The 20352-nt window shown below is 73.9% G+C and carries 16 protein-coding genes and 1 tRNA gene; 12 read left to right on the top strand and 5 right to left on the bottom strand.

Going from position 1 to position 20352, the window contains the following annotated elements; genetic code table 11:
* Positions 1–45: 45 nt before the first annotated feature.
* Positions 46–1449, bottom strand: coding sequence for a MocR-like pyridoxine biosynthesis transcription factor PdxR (pdxR, locus tag ACY34I_RS16135; RefSeq protein ID WP_462755953.1), 1404 nt, complete (start codon positions 1447–1449; stop codon positions 46–48).
* 53 nt (positions 1450–1502) lie between these two features.
* Between pdxR and ACY34I_RS16130 the strand changes: the two genes are divergently transcribed.
* From ACY34I_RS16130 to ligD, 3 genes are read left to right on the top strand one after another with little or no spacing between them, the layout of a single operon-like run.
* Complete coding sequence (locus ACY34I_RS16130; RefSeq protein ID WP_462755837.1) at positions 1503–2291, top strand: isocitrate lyase/PEP mutase family protein; 789 nt, start codon at positions 1503–1505, stop codon at positions 2289–2291.
* Positions 2288–2767 carry a cupin domain-containing protein gene (locus ACY34I_RS16125; RefSeq protein WP_462755836.1) on the top strand — a complete coding sequence of 160 codons (480 nt, stop codon included), beginning with the start codon at positions 2288–2290 and terminating at the stop codon, positions 2765–2767. Before ACY34I_RS16130 ends, ACY34I_RS16125 begins: the two co-directional genes overlap by 4 nt.
* A gap of 58 nt (positions 2768–2825) precedes the next feature.
* Positions 2826–3785, top strand: coding sequence for a non-homologous end-joining DNA ligase (gene ligD / locus ACY34I_RS16120; protein ID WP_462755835.1), 960 nt, complete (start codon positions 2826–2828; stop codon positions 3783–3785).
* 54 nt (positions 3786–3839) lie between these two features.
* On the opposite strand, the gene ACY34I_RS16115 is transcribed toward ligD, so the two are convergent.
* The 4 genes from ACY34I_RS16115 to ACY34I_RS16100 all read right to left on the bottom strand — a co-directional run bounded on the left by ACY34I_RS16115 (position 3840) and on the right by ACY34I_RS16100 (position 6457).
* Positions 3840–3911, bottom strand: a tRNA-Arg gene (locus ACY34I_RS16115).
* A gap of 163 nt (positions 3912–4074) precedes the next feature.
* On the bottom strand, positions 4075–4770 hold the full coding sequence (locus ACY34I_RS16110; RefSeq protein WP_462755834.1) for a winged helix-turn-helix domain-containing protein: 696 nt from the start codon (positions 4768–4770) through the stop codon (positions 4075–4077).
* Between the two features lie 186 nt (positions 4771–4956).
* Complete coding sequence (locus ACY34I_RS16105) at positions 4957–5625, bottom strand: DUF305 domain-containing protein (RefSeq protein ID WP_462755833.1); 669 nt, start codon at positions 5623–5625, stop codon at positions 4957–4959.
* A 10-nt stretch (positions 5626–5635) separates the two neighbouring features.
* Positions 5636–6457 carry a DUF3105 domain-containing protein gene (locus tag ACY34I_RS16100; protein WP_462755832.1) on the bottom strand — a complete coding sequence of 274 codons (822 nt, stop codon included), beginning with the start codon at positions 6455–6457 and terminating at the stop codon, positions 5636–5638.
* Between the two features lie 98 nt (positions 6458–6555).
* On the opposite strand from ACY34I_RS16100, the gene argS reads away from it, so the two are divergent.
* The 9 genes from argS to ACY34I_RS16055 form a co-directional block, all read left to right on the top strand.
* Positions 6556–8223 (top strand): arginine--tRNA ligase, encoded by a 1668-nt coding sequence (argS, locus tag ACY34I_RS16095; RefSeq protein ID WP_462755831.1) that lies wholly within the window; start codon positions 6556–6558, stop codon positions 8221–8223.
* A 2-nt stretch (positions 8224–8225) separates the two neighbouring features.
* Entirely contained in the window at positions 8226–9611 is a 1386-nt protein-coding gene (lysA, locus tag ACY34I_RS16090) for a diaminopimelate decarboxylase (protein ID WP_148796271.1), read from the top strand.
* Positions 9608–10927 carry a homoserine dehydrogenase gene (locus tag ACY34I_RS16085; RefSeq protein ID WP_148796269.1) on the top strand — a complete coding sequence of 440 codons (1320 nt, stop codon included), beginning with the start codon at positions 9608–9610 and terminating at the stop codon, positions 10925–10927. Before lysA ends, ACY34I_RS16085 begins: the two co-directional genes overlap by 4 nt.
* 114 nt (positions 10928–11041) lie before the next feature.
* Positions 11042–12091, top strand: coding sequence for a threonine synthase (thrC, locus tag ACY34I_RS16080; RefSeq protein WP_462755830.1), 1050 nt, complete (start codon positions 11042–11044; stop codon positions 12089–12091).
* Between the two features lie 176 nt (positions 12092–12267).
* Positions 12268–15528, top strand: coding sequence for an efflux RND transporter permease subunit (locus tag ACY34I_RS16075; protein WP_462755829.1), 3261 nt, complete (start codon positions 12268–12270; stop codon positions 15526–15528).
* A gap of 302 nt (positions 15529–15830) precedes the next feature.
* Positions 15831–16640 carry a polysaccharide deacetylase family protein gene (locus ACY34I_RS16070; protein ID WP_462755828.1) on the top strand — a complete coding sequence of 270 codons (810 nt, stop codon included), beginning with the start codon at positions 15831–15833 and terminating at the stop codon, positions 16638–16640.
* 23 nt (positions 16641–16663) lie between these two features.
* Positions 16664–17908 (top strand): MFS transporter, encoded by a 1245-nt coding sequence (locus ACY34I_RS16065; RefSeq protein WP_462755827.1) that lies wholly within the window; start codon positions 16664–16666, stop codon positions 17906–17908.
* Between the two features lie 83 nt (positions 17909–17991).
* The gene (gene thrB / locus ACY34I_RS16060) at positions 17992–18930 is read left to right on the top strand and encodes a homoserine kinase (RefSeq protein WP_462755952.1); all 939 of its coding nucleotides are present in this window, start codon (positions 17992–17994) and stop codon (positions 18928–18930) included.
* A gap of 294 nt (positions 18931–19224) precedes the next feature.
* On the top strand, positions 19225–20352 hold a 1128-nt coding region (locus ACY34I_RS16055), incomplete at its 3' end, for a Rho termination factor N-terminal domain-containing protein (RefSeq protein WP_462755826.1).

Raw genomic sequence — 20352 nt, 5'->3', positions numbered from 1 at the left:
CGTCGGCCTCGCCGGCCGGACCACCACGGGCCGGCCAGGCCGCGGTCAGCGGCGGTCGGCCGTCCCCAGCACCTCGGCCAGCAGGTGCACCGCCGCCGGGTACGCGTGCGACGGTGGCCTGGCGTAGCCGACGACCAGGCCGCCCGGCTGCCCCTCGGGGTGGTGCCGGTGCGGGGCCAGCCCGCCCAGGGCGAGGCCACGCGCGGCGGCCGCCGCCAGCACCTCCGCCTCGGTCGGGCCGTCCGGCACCAGGTGCAGGGTGGCGTGCAGGCCCGCCGAGATCCCGCCCAGGCCGGTCCACCGTCCCAGCCGGTCCAGCAGCAGGTCCCGCCGCTGCCGGTAGCGGCGCCGGACGGTCCGGATCTGCCGGTCGTAACCGTGCGTGCCGATCAGGTCGGCGAGGGCGAGCTGGCCGATGGTCTCCGTGTGCAGGTCGAGGTGGCGTTTGGCATCCACCACCGGATCCACCAGCCGGGCCGGCAGCACCAGCCAGGCCAGGCGCAACGCCGGCCCGAGCGTCTTCGCCGCGGTGCCCACGTAGGCGACCTGCTCCGGGGCGGTGCCCTGGACCGCGCCGACCGGCTGCCGGTCGTACCGGAACTCGCCGTCGTAGTCGTCCTCGACGACCAGGCCGCCGGTCGTCCGGGCCCAGTCGGTCAGCGCGTGCCGGCGGGCCGGGTGCAGCGTCACCCCGGTCGGGAACTGGTGCGCCGGGGTCACCACCGCGGCACCCACCCGGGCGAGGCGCCCGCTGCCGAGCAGGTCGGCGCGCGCGCCCCGGTCGTCGACGGGCAGCGGCAGCACGGTTCCGCCGTGCCGGCGGACCACCTCGCGGTGGAAGGAGAGCCCCGGGTCCTCCATCGCCACGACCGGCGTACCGGCGTCGCGCAGCACGGTGGTGAGCAGCACCAGCGCCTGGACGTACCCGGTGGTGACCACGATCCGCTCCGGATCGGCGAGCACGCCGCGGGCCCGTCCCAGGTAGCCGGCGAGCGCGGACCGCAGCTCCGGCCGGCCCCGCGGGTCGCCGTAGCCGTACGCGTCGGCGGGGGCCACGGCCAGCGCCCGACGGGTGGCCCGCAGCCAGGCGGTGACCGGGAAGAGCCCGACGTCGGGGCTGCCGGGGCGGAGGTCGTACCGGAAGGGCGCCGCCCCGGGCGGCGGCGGGACCGGTGCCGGCGCGGCCCGGCGCAGCGGGCTGACCTCGGTGCCGGCGCCGATCCGGGCCACCAGCCAGCCCTCGGCGACCAGCTGGTCGTAGGCGGCGCTGACCGTGCCTCGGGACAGCCCGAGTTCGGTGGCGAGGGTGCGGGTGGCCGGCAGGCGGGTCGACGGCGGCAGCCGGCCGTCGCGGATCGCCTCGCGCAGGGCCCGTTCCAGCCCGGCTCGCCGGCCGCCGCTCGCGTCCAGCTCCAGGTGCAGGTCGACGCCGAAATCGGCCCAGTCCATCGGCACGGAATTGGAGCTTAGGGGGCGGCCACCGCACCGGCGAGAATCCCCGCATGACCGAGCTGAGCCAGCGGGCCGCCGCGCTGCGCGCGCTGCACCGCCCCGGAGATCCGCTGATCCTGCCCAACGCCTGGGACCCCGGGTCGGCCCGGGACGTGGTCGCCGCCGGCTTCCCGGCCGTCGCCACCAGCAGCGGCGCGGTCGCCGAGGCGCTCGGCCACGCCGACAACGAGGCCACCCCGGTGGACGAGATGTTCGCCGCGGTCGCCCGGATCGCCGCCGCGGTGCCCGTCCCGGTCACCGCCGACCTGGAGCGGGGGTACGGGCTGCGCCCGGCCGAGCTGGTCGAGCGGTTGCTCGCCGCCGGCGCGGTCGGCTGCAACCTCGAGGACTCCGACCCGCGTACCCGGGAGCTGTGCGACGTCGAGGAGCAGGCCGACCTGATCGCCGGGGTCCGCGCGGCGGCCCGGGAGGCCGGGGTGGACCTGGTGCTCAACGCCCGGGTGGACGTCCACCTGCGGGCGTACGGGCCGCCGGAGGGGCGGCTCGCCGAGGCGGTCAGCCGGGCCCGCCGCTACCGGGCGGCCGGAGCGGACTGCGTCTATCCGATCGTGCTGGCCGACCCGGCGGCGATCCGGACCCTGGTGACCGAGGTGGACGCCCCCGTCAACGTGCTCGCCCGACCCGGCGCGCCGGCCGTGGCCGAGCTGGCCGGGCTGGAGGTGGCCCGGATCAGCTTCGGTTCCGGGCTGTACGCGGCCGCCCGCGCCCGTACCGTCGAGATGCTCGCCGCGATCCGGGCGGGCGAGGAGGTGTTCCCGACCGGAGGGGAGGCACGGTGACCTATCCGCCGCCGCGCTACTCAGGAGACTGGGGTGAGCCGACCGCCACCCACCGCCGGGCCGACCAGCCCCCGGAGCTGGTCTACCCGAGCGGCGGTACGGCCCACTACCTGGCCACCGGCGCGTCGACCAACGGGCAGTTCGGGCTCTACCGCTGGGAGATGGGGCCACAGCCGAGTGGCCCCGACCCGCACTTCCACCGGTCCATCTCGGAGTCGTTCTTCATCCTGTCCGGCACGGTACGCATCTACGACGGGCGGGGGTGGATCGATACGGTGCCCGGCGACTTCGTGCACGTCCCCGAGGGCGGCGTCCACGCGTTCCGCAACGAGTCCGGCGAGCCGGCCTCGATGCTGCTGCACTTCGCCCCCGGCGCGCCCCGCGAGGGCTACTTCGAGGGCCTGCTGGACCTGGCCGACAAGACCGAGGAGGAACGGACGGAGTTCTTCCTGCGGCACGACACGTTCTGGATCTGACTCCCGCGGCGGCCGTGTCGGGGTTGCCGGCACAGCCGCGGACCGGGAAGGTGAGCGGATGGGTGCCGCTGACGAGACCCGGGACGGGGTGTCGCTGACCAACCTGGACCAGCCGCTGTTCGACGGGGCCGGGGCGACCAAGCGCGACCTGGTCGACTACCTGGACGCCGTCCACGAGCGGATCCTGCCGGAGTTGCGCGACCGGCCGCTCTCGGTGGTCCGGGTGCGGCCCGGGCAGGACCCGTTCATGCAGAAGAACCTGCCGAAATACACCCCCGACTGGGTGCGCCGCACCTCGGTCTGGGCGGAGGCGTCGCGCCGGCGGATCTCGTACGCCCTCTGCGACGACCGGCGGACGCTGCTCTGGTTGGCCAACCAGCGGGCGGTGGAATACCACCCGACGCTGGGCCTGGCGGGCCACCCGGAGCACCCCACCCATCTGGTGCTCGACCTCGACCCGCCGCCGGGGGACTCGTTCGGCATGGCGGTGCGGGCCGCGCTGCTGGTCCGGCAGGCGCTGGCCGACGTCGGGCTGGCCGGGGCGGTGAAGACCAGCGGCGCCAAGGGCGTGCACGTGATCGTGCCGGTGGACGCCGAAACCACCGCCGAGGAGGCGGCCGCCGTGACCCGGGCCGTCGCGGCCCGCGCCGAACGCCTCGACCCGGCGCTGGCCACCACCGCCTTCATCGTGGAGGACCGGGGCGGCCGGGTGTTCGTCGACTCGACCCGGGCGCACGGGGCGACCGTGGTGGCGGCGTACAGCCCCCGGGTGCGGCCGGGCACGCCGGTGTCGTACCCGGTCGGCTGGGCCGACCTGGAGTCGGTGACGCCCGCCGACTTCACGGTGCGGACCGTGCCGGCGCTGGTCGCCGAGCGGGATCCGTGGGCGGCGGCGCTGCCCGCCCCGCAGCGGCTCCCGGCCGACCTGGTCGCCGAGGGGCGGACCATTCCGGTGGCCCGGGTGCAGGCCATGCACGAGGGCAAGCGCCGCGCGAAGGCCCGCCGCGAGGCCGGCTGACTCGTCCGACATGCTGAGAAGCCCGAGCCGTCGGCCCGGGCTTCTGTGTGTCTGTGCCCCCGGCAGGATTCGAACCTGCGCCCCCGCCTCCGGAGGGCGGTGCTCTATCCCCTGAGCTACGGGGGCTCAGCGACCCGAGAAGAGTAGCAAACCCCCTCCCGGATCACCCAATCGGTATCCGGCGCGCCGCCCAGGTCCACCGTTGCCGCTGATCATGAGGTTGGCGGCAGCGATGGAGATCGTCATCGCCGTCAACCTCATGATCAGCGGGAGTGGTTGGTGGTCGGGGTCAGGCGGCGGCCAGGGGGCGGCCGCAGCTGGGGAGCGGGTGCAGGACGATCCGGCGCGGTAGGCGGCGCGGCCACTCGTTGCGCGGCCACGAGCCGTCGACGATCAGGTGCACGGTCCGCTCCTCGGCGCCGCTGAGCCGCAGCACGAAGTCGCGCGGGAGCGGCGGGTCGACCGACGGCGTGGTGATCATGAAGCGGACCCGGCCCCGGGAGGAGACCGCGGAGATCACGTCCGCCGCCGGCATGGTGCCGCGCAGGCGTACCCGGCCGATCCAGTAGACCTCCGCCGCGTGCTCCTGGGCGGCCCGGGTGATCGACGGGTACTCGCTGCGTACCCAGCGCTCGACCGCGCCCACGCAGAGACCGCAGGCCCGCTCCCGCGGCTCCCGCGGACCCAACCCCCAGGCCCGCAGGTACGCCCCGACCGTGCCGGCGTCCATCGCCAGGTCGAACCGGCGCTGGATGAGGGTGGTCAGGCTCTGTCGCGTCCAGAGCTCCTCGTCCAGGCCGAACTCGTCGGGGTGGACGCCCCGCAGCACGTCGATCAGTTCGAGTTCCTGTTCGCGGCTGAGCGCTCCCGACTCGCCCGGCCGCTGTCCGCGACGGACGGCTGCCACCGCCCCGTCACCGCCGATGGTGTGACGTCGGCACCAACTGGTCACCGACCTGCCTGCGTCTCTGAGTGCAACCCCCACGTCTTGCGCAACGAGCCCGAATCGCAACTGGTCACGATATGTGGGGAGAAAAGTCTCCAAGGCACGCTATGGGTCGGAGACTGCCAAAACGTTATAAACGGGCATAACGGGCTGGTATGAGGCTGGCCATGCGAAGGGCCCGCGTCGTTCCCGACGCGGGCCCTTCGGCGCAGGCGTGCCGGCGGTTCAGCCGCCGAGCCGCTTGAGCGCGGCCTGGAGGTTGGTCAGGTCCGTCTGCTGGGTGTTCTTCATGATCTGGGCCACCGCCAGCACGTCCTTGTCGTGCCCCTGATCGAGGATCCCCTGGATCATGTGGATCCCTCCGAGGTGGTGGCGGATCATCATCTGGAGGAACAGCACGTCGAACTCGCGGCCCTGGGCGGTCCGCAGCTTCGCCATCTCGTCCGGCGTGGCCATGCCCGGCATCAGGCCGTTCTTGACCAGGCCGGTGCCGTCCGGCATCCAGGCCATCGGCGGCTGGTCGCCGGTCGGGTCGAGCTGCCACGACCGCAGCCAGGTCTGCATGGTGCCGATCTCGCCCTGCTGGCCGGTGGCGATGTCGCCGCCGATCTGCCGTACCTCCGGGTCCTGGCCCTGCTGGAAGGCCATCAGCCCCATGGCCACCGCCTGCGCGTGGTGGGTGGTCATGTCCCGGGCGAAGCCGGCCTCGGCGGAGTTGGTGCCCGGACGGGTGAAGGTCGGGGTGAGCAGGCCGCCCGCGTACCCGAGCAGGAGACCGACCACGATGGCGGCGGCCAGGGCCAGGACGCCGAAGCGGCGCACGGCCCCCCGGTCACCGTCATCGGTGACCGGGGCCTCGTCGAGGTCGGTGTCCGTTGTCACGGCGGCGGTCATCGCGGCGTCCTCACTGGGTGGGCTGCTCGGGCATCTGGTTGCCCAGGTTGTCCCGCGGGGTGGTGCCGGTGGCGGTGATGCCCTGGTCGCAGTTGGCATTCGGGCCCTCGACGGAGGCGTTCACCCGCAGCGTCTTGATGAAGTCGTCGATCCGGCTGTCGTCGGCGTTGTCGACCTTGAGCTGGAAGCCCCAGGCCTGCAGCGAGATCGGCTTGTCCAGCCCCTCGAACGGGCTGAGCATCAGCTTCTCCTTGCCCTCGACCTTGGCCTTGAGCTTGGCCACCTGGTCGGCCGGCAGGTCCGGGCGGTAGGTGATCCAGACCGTGCCGTGCTCCAGGCTGTGCACCGCGTGCTCGTTGGCGATCGGAGCGTCGTAGACGTCACCCATGCAGTTCTGCCAGGCCGCGTTGTGCGGGCCGGCGACCGGCGGGAGGATGTCGTACTTGATCGGGCCCGTCTGGTGGTTGCCGCCCGCGACCAGGTCCTTGTCCTTCTTGCGGAAGTCGACCACGCCCTTGATCGCGTCGGCCCGCTCCTGCCACGGCTGGGAGCCCCGGTAGGCGGCGAAGGCGCCGTAGCCGATGATGCCGACCGCGAGCACGCCAACGGCGACGAAGAGGGCGATCGGACCCCAGGACCGGCCCTGGCTGACCTTCACCGGGGCGACCGGCTTGCGGCCCTTGCCGCCGCCGGTCGGCTTCGGGCCCTTGCCGGACCCGGCCTTGCCGCCGGCGGGCTTGTCGGCAGCGGCCGGCCGGCCGGCCGCCGGCTTCTTGCCGGTGCTGACCACGGTCGGACGGCGCTCCGGGCCGCCCGGGGTGCTGATGCTCATCGTGCCTCGTCAGGTCGGTCGGTCAGAGAGCCGGCGGGTCGGGTTCACATGCTGGTCGCCGCCGCGGTGCCCGAGTCTACCCCCGATAACATGGTTCGGTGACTCCCGCAGAACTCGCCGACGTAGTCCTCGCCGCTGCCCACGCCGTCTTCGAAGACCGGGGCCTGGACCGCTCCGCGCTGCCCGCGCAGACCACCGTCGAGCGACCCCGTAACCCCGAGCACGGCGACTACGCCTCGACGCTGGCGCTGCAGCTCAGCAAGAAGGTGGGCGTACCCCCGCGGGAGTTGGCCGCCGCCCTGGCCGAGCAGCTCGGCCGGGGGTCGGGGATCAAGTCGGTGGAGATCGCCGGCCCGGGCTTCCTGAACATCCGGCTCGACTCGGCCGCCGCCGGCCAGCTGGCCAGGGTCATCGTCGAGGCCGGCCCGGCGTACGGCCGCAGCGAGACCCTCGCCGACCAGAAGATCAACCTGGAGTTCGTCTCGGCGAACCCGACCGGCCCGGTGCACATCGGCGGGGTCCGCTGGGCGGCCGTCGGCGACGCGCTCAGCCGGCTGCTCCGCGCCACCGGCGCCGACGTGGGCACGGAATACTACTTCAACGACGCCGGCTCCCAGATCGACCGGTTCGCCCGCTCCCTGCTCGCCGCCGCGAAGGGCGAGCCGACCCCCGAGGACGGCTACGGCGGGGCCTACCTCGCCGAGATCGCGGACGAGGTGTGCCGGCGCCGGCCGGAGGTGCGCGAGCTGGACGACGCCGCCGCCCAGGAGGTGTTCCGGGTCGAGGGCGTCCAGCTGATGTTCGAGGAGATCAAGGCGTCGCTGCGCGACTTCGGCGTCGAGTTCGACACCTACTTCAACGAGAAGGACTTGCACGACCGGGGCGAGCTGGACAAGGCGCTGGCCCGGCTGCGCGAGCAGGGGCACGTCTACGAGGCCGAGGGCGCCACCTGGCTGCGCACCACCGACTTCGGCGACGACAAGGACCGGGTGCTGCGCAAGTCCAACGGCGAGTGGACCTACTTCGCCGCCGACTGCGCCTACTACCTGGACAAGCGCGAGCGCGGCTTCGAGCGCGTGGTGATCATGCTGGGCGCCGACCACCACGGCTACATCGGCCGGATGAAGGCCATGGCCGCCTGCTTCGGCGACGACCCGGACCGCAACCTGGAGATCCTCATCGGCCAGCTGGTCAACCTGGTCCGCGACGGGCAGCCGGTGCGGATGAGCAAGCGGGCCGGCACCGTGGTCACCCTGGAGGACCTGGTCGACGCGATCGGCGTGGACGCCTCCCGGTACGCGCTGGCCCGCTACTCGGCCGACTCGCCCATCGACATCGACGTGGAGCTGTGGACCCGGGCCAAGAACGACAACCCGGTCTACTACGTGCAGTACGTGGGCGCGCGGACCGCCGGCATCTCGCGGCAGGCCGCCGAGGCGGGGCTGACCCGGGGCGCGGCGGCGGGCTTCCGCCCCGAATTGCTCGCCCACGAGAAGGAGCACGAGCTGCTCAAGGCCCTCGCCGGGTTCCCGGCCGTGGTGGCCACCGCCGCCGAGCTGCGCCAGCCGCACCGGCTCGCGCACTACCTCGAGCGCGAGGTGGCCCCGGCGTTCCACCGGTTCTACGACCAGTGCCGGGTCACCCCGCAGGGCGACGAGGAGATCACCGACACCCACCGGGCCCGGCTCTGGCTCAACGACGCCACCCGCGTGGTCATCGCCAACGGCCTGCAGCTGCTCGGCGTCTCCGCGCCGGAAAGGATGTAACCATGCGCGCGCACGAAGCCGGTGCCCTGCACGGCGACATCGGCAACCGTGGGCCGGCCTGGCTGCGTACCCCGGTCGACGTCAACGCCCTGGTGCCGCAGCTGTGGCCGCGTAACGTGGCGCGGGGCGGGAGCGGCGCGCTGGAGGTCGCCGGGCTGGACGTCCGCGACCTGGCCGCCGAGTTCGGCACCCCGGTGTATGTGCTGGACGAGGACGACCTGCGCTCCCGCTGCCGGGAGTTCCAGGCCGCTTTCCCGGACGCCGACGTCTACTACGCCGGCAAGGCCTTCCTCTGTCGGGCGGTGGTCCGCATGATCGCCGAGGAGGGCCTGTTCCTCGACGTCTGCACCGGCGGCGAGCTGGCCACCGCGCTGTCGGCGGGGATGCCGCCGGAGCGGATCGGCTTCCACGGCAACAACAAGTCGGTGGCCGAGCTGACCCGGGCGGTGGACGCCGGGGTGGGCCGGATCATCGTCGACTCGTTCGCCGAGATCGACCGGCTCACCGCGCTCGCCCGCGAGCGTGGCGTACGCCCCAGGGTGCTGGTCCGGGTCACCGTCGGCGTGGAGGCGCACACCCACGAGTTCATCGCCACCGCGCACGAGGACCAGAAGTTCGGCTTCTCCCTCGCCGGCGGGGCGGCCGCGGCAGCCGCCTTCAAGATCCTCGACGAGGACGTGCTGGAGCTGCGCGGGCTGCACTCGCACATCGGCTCGCAGATCTTCGACGCCAGCGGCTTCGAGGTCTCCGCCCGCCGAGTGCTCGGCCTGCAGGCGCAGATCCGCGACGCCCGCGGGGTGGAGCTGCCCGAGCTGGACCTGGGCGGCGGGTTCGGCATCGCGTACACCACCCAGGACGACCCGGCCGCGCCGAGCGACCTGGCCAAGCGGCTGCGCAAGATCGTCGACGGGGAGTGCTTCGCCGAGAAGCTGCGGGTGCCGCACCTGTCCATCGAGCCGGGCCGGGCCATCGTCGGCCCCGCCGTGTTCACCCTCTACGAGGTGGGCACGGTCAAGGACGTGGACGGCCTGCGAACTTACGTCAGCGTCGACGGCGGGATGAGCGACAACATCCGCACCGCGCTCTACGACGCGTCCTACTCGGCCACGGTGGCGAACCGGGCCTCGACGGCGGAGCCGCTGCTCGCCCGCGTGGTGGGAAAGCATTGTGAGTCCGGGGACATCGTGGTGAAGGATGAATTCCTGCCCGCTGACGTGCAGCCCGGAGATTTTGTCGCGGTGCCCGGCACCGGGGCGTACTGCCGGAGCATGGCCAGCAACTACAACCATGTCCCGCGGCCCCCGGTCGTCGCCGTCCGTGACGGTCGGGCCCGGCTGATCGTCCGCCGGGAGACCGAAGAGGACCTGCTCGCATTGGATGTCGGATGACCTCACCCGTTCGCTTGGCGCTGCTCGGCTGCGGCACGGTCGGCAGCGACGTGGTGCGGCTGCTGCACGAGCAGTCGGCCGACCTCGCCGCCCGGATCGGCGCCCCGCTGGAGATCGCCGGCATCGCCGTACGCCGGCTCGGCCGGGACCGCGGCGACCTGCCGGTCGACCCCGCCCTGTTCACCACCGACCCGCTCGGGCTGATCAAGCGGGACGACGTGGACATCGTGGTGGAGGTCGTCGGCGGCATCGAGCCGGCCCGGAGCTGGCTGGTCGAGGCGCTGCGCGCGGGCAAGAGCGTGGTCACCGCCAACAAGGCGCTGCTCGCCGAGGACGGCGCGGCGCTGCACGACGCCGCCGCCGAGGGCGGCGCCGACCTCTACTACGAGGCGAGCGTCGCCGGGGCCATCCCCCTGCTGCGCCCGCTGCGCGAGTCGCTGCACGGCGACCGGATCAACCGGGTCACCGGCATCGTCAACGGCACCACCAACTTCATCCTCTCCGCCATGGACGCCACCGGCGCGGGCTTCGCCGAGGCGCTAGAGGAGGCCACCGAGCTGGGATACGCCGAGGCGGACCCGACGGCCGACGTGGAGGGCTTCGACGCCGCCGCCAAGGCCGCCATCCTCGCCTCCCTGGCGTTCCACACCCGGGTCACCGCCGCCGACGTGCACCGCGAGGGGATCACCGAGGTGACCGCCGCCGACGTGGCCAGCGCCAAGGCGATGGGTTGCACGATCAAGCTGCTCTGCATCGCCGCCCGGGGCACCGACGCGGCGGGCCGCGAGACGGTCAGCGTGCGGGTGCACCCGGCGATGATCCCGCTGGCCCACCCCCTGGCCAGCGTCGGCGACGCGTTCAACGCGGTCTTCGTCGAGGCGGAGGCGGCCGGGCAGCTCATGTTCTACGGGCGCGGCGCGGGCGGCGCGCCGACCGCCAGCGCGGTGCTCGGCGATGTGGTGGCGGTGGCCCGCAACCGCCTCGCCGGGGTGCACGCGCCCAGCGAGTCGGCGTACGCGGACCTGTCGGTGCGGCCGATGGGGGAGGCGCTCACCCGCTACCACATCAGCCTCGACGTGACCGACCGGCCGGGTGTGCTGGCGGCGGTGGCCGGGGTCTTCGCCCGGCACGAGGTCTCCATCGCCACCGTCCGGCAGGGCCCGGCGGGCGGCGGGGGCGGGGGCGCGGACGCCGAACTGGTCATCGTCACCCACGTCGCGCCGGACGCCGCGCTCGCGGCCACCGTCCGGGAGCTGCGCGGGCTGGAGATCGTCCGCTCGGTGACCAGCGTGCTGCGGGTCGAGGGCGGGGCGTAGCCGCCCGTCCCGCCTGATGGTTAACCCCAGGTGTGCCGGCGGTCGGTCCCGGAGGCTGGTTCACGCTGGTAGAAGCCCCGATGCGACCGGGGCGGTCGAGGCGAGGAGAACGACATGTGGCGGGGTCTGATCGAGACGTACCGGGACCGGCTGCCGGTCACCGACGCCACTCCGGTCGTCACGCTGCATGAGGGGAACACCCCGCTGCTGCCGGCGCCGGTGCTCTCCGCCCGGGTCGGCGCCGACGTCTGGCTGAAGGTGGAGGGCGCCAACCCCACCGGCTCCTTCAAGGACCGGGGCATGACGGTCGCCGTCTCCAAGGCCGTCGCGGCGGGTGACAAGGCGATCATCTGCGCCTCCACCGGCAACACCAGCGCCTCCGCCGCGGCGTACGCGGCCCGCGCGGGGATCACCTGTGCGGTGCTGGTGCCGCAGGGCAAGATCGCGCTGGGCAAGCTGGCCCAGGCGCTGGTGCACGGCGCCAAGCTGCTCCAGGTGCAGGGCAACTTCGACGACTGCCTGGCGCTGGCCGGCAAGCTCGCCCAGGACTACCCGGTCGCCCTGGTCAACTCCGTCAACATCGACCGGCTGCACGGCCAGAAGACGGCGGCGTTCGAGATCGTCGAGGCGCTGGGCGACGCGCCGGACATCCACTGCCTGCCGGTCGGCAACGCCGGCAACATCTCCGCCTACTGGATGGGCTACTCGGAGGATCTCTCCGCCGGCAACGCCACGAAGGCCCCGAAGATGTACGGCTTCCAGGCGGCCGGCGCCGCCCCCCTCGTCACCGGTCAGGTGGTGCCGGAGCCGTCGACCATCGCCACCGCCATCCGGATCGGCAACCCGGCGAGCTGGACCAAGGCGATCGACGCCCGGGACGCCTCGGGCGGGCTGATCTCGGCGGTCAGCGACCGAGAGATCCTGTCGGCGTACCGGCTGCTGGCCCGCGAGGTGGGCGCCTTCGTCGAGCTGGGCAGCGCGGCCAGCGTGGCCGGTCTGCTCCAGCAGGCCGCCGCCGGCCGGGTGCCGGCCGGGTCCACCGTGGTCTGCACGGTCACCGGCCACGGCCTCAAGGACCCGGAGTGGGCCATCTCGACGGCTCCCGCCCCGGTCACGATCGCCAACGACCCCCTCTCCGCCGCCCGCTCCCTAGACCTGGCCTGACCCGGTTCCCGCGCGTCGGCGATCATGAGGTTGGCGGCACGTGAAAGCGCTCTCTTCGCCGCTAACCTCATGATCAACGGGGCTACGGGCGGGGGTGGGTGGGTGCGAAGTGGAGGGAGGGGGTGGGGCAGACTTTGGGCACCCCGCAGACCCCATCCCAGGAGTGAGCCACGCCGATGTCGCTGCTCGCCAGATTCAGCCTCGCCAACCGAGGGCTGATCGCTCTCATCGCGCTGGTCACCACGGCGTTCGGGGCGTTCGCCGTACCGTCGCTGAAGCAGCAGCTCCTGCCGTCGCTGGAGTTCCCCGCCGCGTTCATCGTGGCGGCGTACCCGGGCGCCGCGCCGGAGATCGTGGAGTCCCAGGTCACCGAGCCGATCGAGAACAGCCTCCAGGGCATCCCGGGGCTGGAGAAGGTCACCTCGACCTCCCGGGAGGGCTCCACCACGGTCCAGGTGCAGTACGCGTTCGGCACCGACCTCGACGACGTGGTCAACAAGATGCAGACCGCGTTGAACCGCATCGACGGGCAGCTGCCCCAGGGGGTGGACCCGCAGGTCATCGCCGGCAGCACCGACGACCTGCCCGCCGTGGTGGTGGCCGCGACCGGCGGCGCCGACGAGCAGGCGCTGGCGGAGCAGCTGCGCCGGACCGTCGTACCCGAGCTGGAGGGGCTGGACGGGGTCCGGACGGTCGCGGTGACCGGCACCCGCGACCAGGTCGTGCTGGTCACCCCCGACCCGGTCAAGCTGGCCGCGGCCCGGCTGGCGCCCACCGCGATCGCCCAGGCGCTCAAGACCAACGGCGTCGCGGTGCCGGCCGGCGCGGTGGCCGACGGGAGCCGGTCGCTCCCGGTCCAGGTCGGCACCCCGATCCGGACCGTGGACGAGCTGCGCGGCATCGTGCTCAGCACCGCCCCCGCCGCCCCGGTACGCCTCGGCGACGTGGCCCGGGTGGAGCAGCAGCTCGCCCCGGCCACCGGGTTCACCCGGACCAACGGCAAGCCGAGCCTCGGCATCGCCGTCACCGCCACCCCGGACGGCAACGCGGTCGGCATCTCGCACGACATCCGGGACCGGCTCGACGCGCTCTCGGCCGCCTCCGGCGCCGACCTCACCGTGGTCTTCGACCAGGCCCCGTTCGTCGAGCGGTCCATCGAGAGCCTCACCACCGAGGGCCTGCTCGGCCTGCTCATGGCGGTGGTGGTGATCCTGGTCTTCCTGCTCTCGATCCGCTCCACCGTGGTCACCGCGGTCTCCATCCCGCTGTCGGTGCTGGTCGCGCTCATCGTGCTCTGGGCCGGCGACCACTCGCTCAACCTGCTCACCCTCGGCGCGCTGACCATCGCCGTCGGCCGGGTCGTCGACGACTCGATCGTGGTGCTGGAGAACATCAAGCGGCACCTGGAGTACGGCGAGCCGAAGCGGGAGGCGATCCTCGGCGCGGTCCGCGAGGTGGCCGGCGCGGTGACCGCCTCGACGCTCACCACGGTCGCCGTGTTCGCGCCGATCGCGCTGGTGGGCGGCTTCGTCGGGCAGCTCTTCGCGCCGTTCGCGATCACCGTGACGGTGGCCCTGCTCGCCTCGCTGCTGGTCTCGCTGACCGTGATCCCGGTGCTGGCGTACTGGTTCCTGAAGCCCCGGGCCGGCGGGGTGGACGACGCCGCGGCCCGCCGGGCGGCCGAGGAGAAGGAGCTGCGCAGCCCGTTGCAGCGGGCGTACCTGCCGGCGATCGGCTTCGCCACCCGCTCCCGGGGCACCCGCTGGGCCACCGTGGGTCTGGGCCTGCTGGTGCTACTCGGCACGTTCGGCCTGGCCCAGAAGCTGGAGACCAACTTCCTGGACGACTCCGGCCAGGACACCCTGGCCATCCGGCAGGAGCTGCCGGCGGGCACCGGGCTCACCGGCACCGACCAGGCCGCCGCGCGGGTCGAGGAGGTGCTCCGGCGTACGCCGGGGGTGAAGACCTACCAGGTCAGCGCGGGCGGCACCGACAACCCGTGGGCGGGTGGCGGCGGCAACAACACCGCCTCCTACTCGGTGGCGCTCACCGCGGACACCGACGCCGCGAAGGTCCGGCGGACCCTCCGCGCGGAGTTCGACGCGCTCGGCCCGGAGGTGGGCGAGCTGAGCTTCGGCGCCGGGCAGAACGCCGGCTCCGGCAGCCAGCTCGAGGTGGTCGTGCAGGCCGCCGACCAGGAGACGCTGACCCGGGCCGCCGAGGCCGTCCGGGACGCGATGGCCGGTACTCCGGGCGTCGAGGACGTCGCCACCAGCCTCGCCAGCCGGGTGCCCCGGGTCGAGGTGACCGTGGACCGGGTCGCCGCGGCCCGGGCCGGGCTCACCGAGGCGGCCGTCGGGCAGCTCGTCGCGCAGGCGTACCGGGGCGCCCCACTGGGGCAGGTCACGCTGGACGGCCAACCGCTGAACGTGGTGCTCAGCACCGGCGCCCGGCCGCCACTGAGCCTGGCCGAGCTGCGGGCGCTGCCGGTCGGCCCGGTGAAGCTGGACGCCATCGCCGACGTCAACCAGGTCGAGGGCCCGCAGCAGGTGACCCGGATCGACGGCGAGCGGAGCGTCTCGGTCACCGGTACGGCCACCGGCGCCAACCTCGGCGCCACCACCCAGGAGCTGCAGAAGCGGCTGGACGCGCTGGACCTGCCGGGGGCGACGGTCGCCATCGGCGGCGTCAGCGCCGACCAGAAGGACGCCTTCGCCGACCTGGGGCTGGCCGTGCTGGCCGCGATCGCGATCGTCTTCCTGATCATGGTCGGTACCTTCCGCAGCCTGACCCAGGCGCTGATCCTGCTGGTCTCCGTGCCGTTCGCGGCCACCGGCGCGATCGCGCTGCTGCTGGCCAGCGGGACGCCGCTGGGCGTACCGGCGCTGATCGGTGTGCTCATGCTGGTCGGCATCGTGGTGACCAACGCGATCGTGCTGCTCGACCTGGTCAACCAGTACCGGGCCCGGGGGATGGGCGTCACCGAGGCGGTGGTCGAGGGCGGCCGGCGGCGGCTGCGGCCGATCCTGATGACCGCGGTCGCCACGGTGTTCGCGCTGCTCCCGATGGCCTTCGGCCTCACCGGCGAGGGCGGCTTCATCTCCCGGCCGCTGGCGATCGTGGTGATCGGCGGCCTGATCAGCTCGACGCTGCTGACGCTGATCCTGGTGCCGACCCTCTACACGATGGTGGAGCGGACCAAGGAGTCGCTGCGCGCGGCTCGGGTCCGCCGTCGGGGCACCCCGGAGCCGGCGCGGGAGCCCGTCCCGGTGCCGGTCCCGGTCGGTGCCGGCGCGCCGCCGGCCGAGGCTCCCGCGCCGGCCGCCGCGCCGCCGGCCCGGCCGGCCCCGTCCGCCGCGCTGCTCGACGGTACGGACCAGTTCGAGGTGCTCCGGCTCCCGAAGAGCCGCCGCTCCCCCCTCCCACCCACCGACTGACCGCCGCGACACCGGGCCTTCGGGCCCGGGCACGCGCAGCTTCCCGGAAAGAGTGGCCATCCCGCGTCGGCTGGCCACTCTTTCCGATCGGCACCGTCCGGGGCGCCCACCCTTGCCCGCCACGTCCACCCGCCGCTCGGGGCCAGAGGCGGGCGGACGGCGGTTTCTTTCCGGGTCAGCGGCGGACGGCGGCGCGAGGGGACCGTGGACGGCGACGTCGGGCTGTACCGTGAGTGAGTTGACACGTACTGCGCGTGTCGGCCGCTCCCGCTTCCGCGGCCGGCCGGAGCGGGGGCGGGGCCATGGCGGACGGCGTGGGCCGGTGGGACCGGCGGGCGGTGCTGCGTCGTACCGCCCTGCTGGCCGGGGGTGCCGCGCTGGGCGTCGCCGGGACCTCGCAGACCACCTGGATCGCCGACCGCCGGCTGCCGATCGCCGGCGGGCCGGCCAGCGCCACGCTGGGCAGCCGCCACCAGGAGGTCGGCTCCGGCACGGTCGAGGTCGTCTGGGGCGTACGCACCACCGAGCGCCTGATCGCGCTCACCTTCGACGACGGGCCGCTGCCACAGTGGACGCCGATGGTGCTCGACACCCTGGAGAAGTACGCCGTCCCGGCCACCTTCTTCCTGGTCGGCGTGCGGGCCCGGGAGCACGCCGCGCTGGTGCGCGGCCGGCTCGGTCGGCACGAGGTGGGCAACCACAGCTGGGCCCATCACGACCTGGCCCGGATGGACGCCCACACCGCGTACGACGACCTGCGGCGCAGCCACGAGGCGATCGTCCAGGCGACGGGGGTGGCACCCCGCCTGATCCGCCCGCCGTGGGGGCACCTGGGCGGAGCGGTGCTGCACGCCGCCGCCCGGCTGGACTACCGGCTGGTGCTGTGGACGTTGCAGATGGTCGAGGGGGAGTTCCCCAACGACCCGGCCGGGCACGCCCGGCGGATCGTCGCCGACGTGCAGCCCGGCACCATCCTGCTCGGCCACGACGTCGGCACACAGCGGCGGCTGGTGGCGCTGCGCGGCCTGCCCGACATGATCAACGGGCTGCGGGCCCGCGGCTACACCTTCGTCACGGTCTCCCAACTGCTCCGCCACGCGGCCGTGGTCTGACCGGCCGGGGGTAGGGTTCCGGCGTGTCACCCACCGTCTCGGTCCTCGTTCGCAACCGTGACTTCCGCAACCTCTTCCTCGCCGAGCTGGTGGTGTTCGGCTCCGACTGGTTCGTCATGGTGCCGCTGCTGGTCCTCCTGCCGGAGCTGACCGGCAGCGGGGTCTGGGGCGCGCTGGTGCTCGCCGTGGACACCGGCATGACCGCGCTGCTGCTGCCGTACACCGGCACCATCGCCGACCGGTTCGACCGGCGGAAGATCATGATCGCGGCGAACCTCGCCGCGCTGGCCGGCGTCCTGCTGCTGCTCGGCGTCCGCGGCCCCCGGACGGCCTGGCTGGCCCTGGTGGCGATCGCGGCCATGGCGGTGGCGAAGGCGTTCTACTCGCCGGCCGCCCAGGCCGCCCTGCCCAACGTGCTCGACCCGGCGGACCTGGCCGCCGGCAATGCCGTGGCGGGCTCCGCCTGGGGCACCATGACGGTGGTCGGCGCCTCGCTCGGCGGCATGATCAGCGCGGCTGCCGGCGCGTACGTCAGCTTCTGGGTGGCGGCAGGCGGCCTGGTGGTGGCGGCCGGCCTGGCCACGCTGATCCGCCGGCCGTTGCAGGCCCCCCGCGACCCGGCGCAGGCGCCCGCACGCACCTGGCCGGCGATCCGCGAGGCGCTGCGTTACATCGCGCAGCGGCCCCGGGTGCTCGCCCTGGTCACGGTGAAGTCGGCGGTCGGCCTGGGCAACGGCGTGCTGACCGTCTTCCCGCTCCTCGCCGGGTTGTACGGCGTCGGGGCGGTCGGCACCGGGCTGCTCTTCGCCTCCCGGGGCGCCGGGGCGCTGATCGGCCCGATCCTGATGCGCCGGGTGCTCGCCAACCGGGCCTGGCTGCTCACCGGGCTGGCGCTGTCCATGTCCCTCTACGGTCTGGCCTACCTCGGGGTGTCGGTGGTGGCCTGGTTCCCGCTGGTGCTGGTGCTGGTCTTCCTGGCCCACCTCGGTGGGGGCAGCAACTGGGTCCTGTCCAACTACGCCCTCCAGGGCGAGGTGCCGGACCACCTGCGGGGGCGGGTCTTCGCCACCGACATGATGCTGGCGACGCTCGCCATCTCGGTCAGTCAGCTGGCGGTGGCCCTCGTGGTGGACAAGGTCAGCGAGCGGACCGTGCTGGCCGGCTGCGGCCTGGTCACCGTGGTCTACGCGCTGGGCTGGCGGCTCGCCACCCGGCGGCTCTCGCTCACCGACCCGGCGGCGGAGCCGGAGCCCAGCCGCACTCCCTGACCGGTGAGCGGAGCTGATCACTTCCCACGGTCCGGGCGAATCGGCGCGTTGTCGGGGCGGGGTCCTAGCATGAGCCGGTGCCGATGACTCTCGCCTCCGGTCCCGTACGGGTCCGGGTGCCCGCGACCAGCGCGAACCTGGGCCCCGGCTTCGACTCGCTCGGGTTGGCCCTGGGGCTCTATGACGACGTGGCGGCCGAGGTGACCGCCGGCGGGGTCCAGGTGGTGGTGACCGGGGAGGGCGCCGGCGAGCTGCCGGACGGCGACCGGCACCTGGTGGTACGTGCCATGCGCGCCACCTTCGACGTGCTGGGCATCCAGCCGCCCGGGCTGTCCCTGGAGTGCGTCAACCGGATCCCGCAGGCCCGGGGCCTGGGTTCCTCCTCGGCGGCCATCGTCGCCGGAGTGCTGCTGGCCCGCGCGCTGGTCGACGACGGCGCGGCGATGCTGGACGACGACGCCGCGCTCCGGCTGGCCGCCGAGATCGAGGGCCACCCCGACAACGTCGCGCCCTGCCTGCTCGGTGGCTTCACCGTCGCCTGGACCGAGCCGGGCGGTGCCCGGGCGGTGTCGCTGCCCGTGGCGGACGGCGTCCGCCCCACCGTCTTCGTGCCCGGCGAGCGCGGCCTGACCGCCGTCGCCCGGGCCGCGCTGCCGGCCACCGTGCCGCACGCCGACGCGGCCCTGACCGCCGGACGCGCGGCCCTGCTGGTGCACGCGCTGACCGCCGATCCGGCGCTGCTGCTGCCGGCCACGGTCGACCGGCTGCACCAGGACTACCGGGCCGGGGGGATGCCGGCGACGGCCGCCCTGGTCGCCGCGCTGCGTGAGGCGGGTGTGGCGGCTGTGGTCAGTGGGGCGGGCCCCACGGTCCTGGCCCTGACCGAGGTGCCGGCGGGATTCCAGGCGGGAACAGATTGGCAGTGCTGGGAGTTGCCCATAGACGTCAGCGGTGCCCGGGTCGCCCGGGGTAGACTTGGACACGCCGAGCGGGACCCTGTTGCCGCAGGTCGGAAGAGTTGATTACGCTCTAGACTCAGCACAGCCGCGAAGCATGCGATCTCCTGCGGGGCGGCGCACCCCCGAAGCTCTCGGCGGTCAGCCCGTCACCCCTGCCAAAGGCCTACGCCGCACCGCAGTTTCCACAGGTCGCCGCAGACGGCGAGACCTGCTCACCGCCGCTGGTGAGTCGGGAAACCGACCGGCTGCTGTGTCACAGACTCCCGCGACGCGTCCATGCGAGGCGGGTGCACCGAGGCCGCCCGGCCACCTGGTTTCGACTCCGGGCAGCCCCGGCCTATCGAGGGAAGGAATCCATTGAGCGACACCACCGACGTGACGTCGGATGTTTCCAACGTCGCTGGCGAAGCCACCACCGCGGCCCCCACTCGCCGTCGGCGCAGCGGTACCGGCCTTTCGGCGATGCTGCTGCCTGAGCTGCAGAGCCTGGCCGCGTCGCTCGGCATCTCTGGTACGGCTCGCATGCGCAAGGGCGAGCTGATCAGCGCGATCACCGAGCGGCAGGGCGGCGCCGCCGCCGGCACCCCTCGACCGCGGGCCGAGGTCGCCGCCGCGGCCGCTCCGGCCCGGGAAGAGGTGCACGCCGAGGTCCGCGAGGAGCGGGCCGAGACCGAGCGCCGCCCGGCCGAGCAGGCGCCCGCCGCCGAGGCGACTGAGGGTCGCACCCGGAGCCGGCGTGGCCGGGCCGCCGCGACCGCCGCGACCACCGAGGCGGGGCCGGCCGAGCCGCGTGCCGAGGAGGCCCCCGCCGAGACCGGCGAGCGGGCCGAGCGCGGCGAGGGACGTGGCCGGGAGCGCGGCGGCGAGCGCGGCGAGCGTGCTGAGCGGGGCGAGCGTGCTGAGCGGGGCGAGCGTGCCGAACGCGGCGAGCGCGCCGAGCGGGGCGAACGTGCCGAGCGGGGCGAACGTGCCGAGCGGGGCGAGCGCGCCGAGCGCGGCGAGCGGGGTGAACGTGCCGAGCGCGGCGAGCGTGCCGAGCGCGGCGAGCGGACCGAGCGCGGCGAGCGGACCGAGCGGGGCCAGCGCGCCGAGCGCGACAACGACGGCGACGAGGACGGCGAGGGCGGCGGCCGGCGCGGCCGGCGCAGCCGGTTCCGTGACCGCCGGCGTGGCCGCGGCGAGCGCGCCGAGGGCGGCGACGGCGGCCGCGAGCCGCAGGTCGGCGAGGACGAGGTCCTCGTACCGGTCGCCGGCATCATCGACGTGCTCGACAACTACGCCTTCGTCCGGACCACCGGCTACCTGGCCGGCCCGAACGACGTGTACGTCTCGATGTCCCAGATCAAGAAGTACGGCCTGCGCCGCGGTGACGCGATCACCGGCGCCGTGCGGGCCGCCCGGGAGGGCGAGCAGCGGCGCGACAAGTACAACCCGCTGGTCCGGCTGGACACCATCAACGGGATGGAGCCGGACGAGGCGAAGCGT

The organism is Micromonospora sp. RTBAU3-60 (assembly GCF_054963695.1).
This window is presented reverse-complemented; position numbering and strand designations above follow the sequence as displayed.

What these genes read in the sequence shown, in the direction of transcription:
- ACY34I_RS16130 (WP_462755837.1), top strand. Translation starts at nt 1,503, where the DNA reads ATGACCGAGCTGAGCCAGCGGGCCGCCGCGCTGCGCGCGCTGCACCGC.
- ACY34I_RS16085 (WP_148796269.1), top strand. Translation starts at nt 9,608, where the DNA reads ATGACCTCACCCGTTCGCTTGGCGCTGCTCGGCTGCGGCACGGTCGGC.
- thrC (WP_462755830.1), top strand. Translation starts at nt 11,042, where the DNA reads ATGTGGCGGGGTCTGATCGAGACGTACCGGGACCGGCTGCCGGTCACC.
- pdxR (WP_462755953.1), bottom strand. Translation starts at nt 1,449, where the DNA reads ATGGACTGGGCCGATTTCGGCGTCGACCTGCACCTGGAGCTGGACGCG.
- lysA (WP_148796271.1), top strand. Translation starts at nt 8,226, where the DNA reads ATGCGCGCGCACGAAGCCGGTGCCCTGCACGGCGACATCGGCAACCGT.
- ligD (WP_462755835.1), top strand. Translation starts at nt 2,826, where the DNA reads ATGGGTGCCGCTGACGAGACCCGGGACGGGGTGTCGCTGACCAACCTG.
- ACY34I_RS16100 (WP_462755832.1), bottom strand. Translation starts at nt 6,457, where the DNA reads ATGAGCATCAGCACCCCGGGCGGCCCGGAGCGCCGTCCGACCGTGGTC.
- thrB (WP_462755952.1), top strand. Translation starts at nt 17,992, where the DNA reads ATGACTCTCGCCTCCGGTCCCGTACGGGTCCGGGTGCCCGCGACCAGC.
- ACY34I_RS16075 (WP_462755829.1), top strand. Translation starts at nt 12,268, where the DNA reads ATGTCGCTGCTCGCCAGATTCAGCCTCGCCAACCGAGGGCTGATCGCT.
- ACY34I_RS16070 (WP_462755828.1), top strand. Translation starts at nt 15,831, where the DNA reads ATGGCGGACGGCGTGGGCCGGTGGGACCGGCGGGCGGTGCTGCGTCGT.
- ACY34I_RS16105 (WP_462755833.1), bottom strand. Translation starts at nt 5,625, where the DNA reads ATGACCGCCGCCGTGACAACGGACACCGACCTCGACGAGGCCCCGGTC.